The sequence below is a fragment of the Hyphomonas sp. genome, from assembly GCF_040882205.1.
In the GTDB taxonomy this organism is placed as follows: domain Bacteria; phylum Pseudomonadota; class Alphaproteobacteria; order Caulobacterales; family Hyphomonadaceae; genus Hyphomonas.
Genome location: NZ_JBBEBT010000006.1, coordinates 1 through 1,506, shown reverse-complemented (window position 1 = coordinate 1,506; position 1,506 = coordinate 1). Strand labels below are relative to the sequence as shown.

1 protein-coding gene is annotated in these 1,506 nt (G+C 62.5%); it reads right to left on the bottom strand.

Annotated features, from left to right (window positions below; all coding sequences use genetic code 11):
- Positions 1–1,264, bottom strand: a 1,264-nt coding sequence (locus tag WEA77_RS00225) for a 30S ribosomal protein S1 (RefSeq protein WP_368065863.1), incomplete at its 3' end; no start/stop codon positions are given.
- Positions 1,265–1,506: the final 242 nt, after the last annotated feature.

The window sequence follows — 1,506 nt, the reverse complement described above, 5'->3', positions numbered from 1 at the left end:
TCTCGCCCTTGCGGTAGCGCTGGATGGCTTCCTCGCCGGAGACGTTCCAGTCCAGGTCGGACAGGTGCACCATGCCGTCGATGTCGTTGTCCAGGCCGATGAACAGGCCGAATTCGGTGGCGTTCTTGACCTCGCCCTCGACGGTCGAACCGATCGGGTTGGCGGCCACGAAGGCGTCCCACGGATTGTCCTGGGCCTGTTTGAGGCCCAGCGAGATGCGGCGCTTGGAGGCGTCGACGTCCAGCACGACCACATCGACTTCCTGCGAGGTCGAGACGATCTTGCCGGGGTGGACGTTCTTCTTGGTCCAGCTCATTTCCGAAACGTGGACCAGGCCTTCGATGCCTGCTTCCAGTTCCACAAACGCGCCGTATTCGGTGATGTTGGTCACCACGCCGCTGATCTTGGCGCCCATCGGGTACTTGGCGGCAACGCCTTCCCACGGATCCGATTCCAGCTGCTTCATGCCCAGGCTGATGCGCTGGGTATCGGCATTGATGCGGATGATCTGGACCTTCACGGTCTGGCCGATCTCGATCACTTCGCTCGGGTGGTTGACGCGCTTGTAGCTCATGTCGGTGACATGCAGCAGGCCGTCGATACCGCCCAGATCAACGAAGGCACCGTAATCGGTGATGTTCTTGACCACGCCGTCGGTGATCATGCCTTCGGCCAGGCCTTCGATCAGCTCGCTGCGCTGTTCGGCGCGGGTTTCTTCCAGCACGGCGCGGCGCGAGACCACGATGTTGCCGCGGCGGCGATCCATTTTGAGGATCTGGAACGGCTGCGGCATGTCCATCAGCGGGGTAACATCGCGCACCGGGCGGATATCGACCTGCGAACCGGACAGGAAGGCCACGGCGCCATCAAGATCGACGGTGAAGCCGCCCTTGACGCGACCGAAGATGCGGCCTTCGACGCGCTTGCCTTCGCCAAATTCGCTTTCCAGCTTGTCCCATGCGGCTTCGCGGCGGGCGCGATCGCGGCTGAGCATTGCTTCGCCGTCAGCGTTCTCGACGCGGTCGACAAACACTTCGACTTCGCCGCCGACCACCAGGCCATGCTCGTCTTCGCCGCGCGAGAATTCGCGCAGGGAGATGCGGCCTTCGGACTTGAGGCCCACGTCGATTACGGCAAAGCCGTTTTCAATTGCGGTAACTGTGCCCTTGACTACGCGGCCTTCGAAGCCGCCATCGGCACCGCCGAGCTGTTCATCGAGCATTGCCGCGAAATCATCGCGGGTGGGGTTGGCAGAAGATGCCATAAGGTTGGAATTCCCGTATCATCAATTTACCGGCCAGGCGGTTGAATCCGCCGGTCTTTCTCCGCCCGTCGCACCATTGCGAGGGGAGGGCCAAGAGGCCGAACTGCCGCGAAGACCGAATGCCTTTCGCGGCATCCCGCAGGACTGACCGGTAAAAGCCAGCCCGAGGGACAGGCGCGCGCCTAGGCGAAGGGGGGCGCAAAAGCAAGGAAAAGCGGGTGGCTCGTCGGCCTAGGTGATTG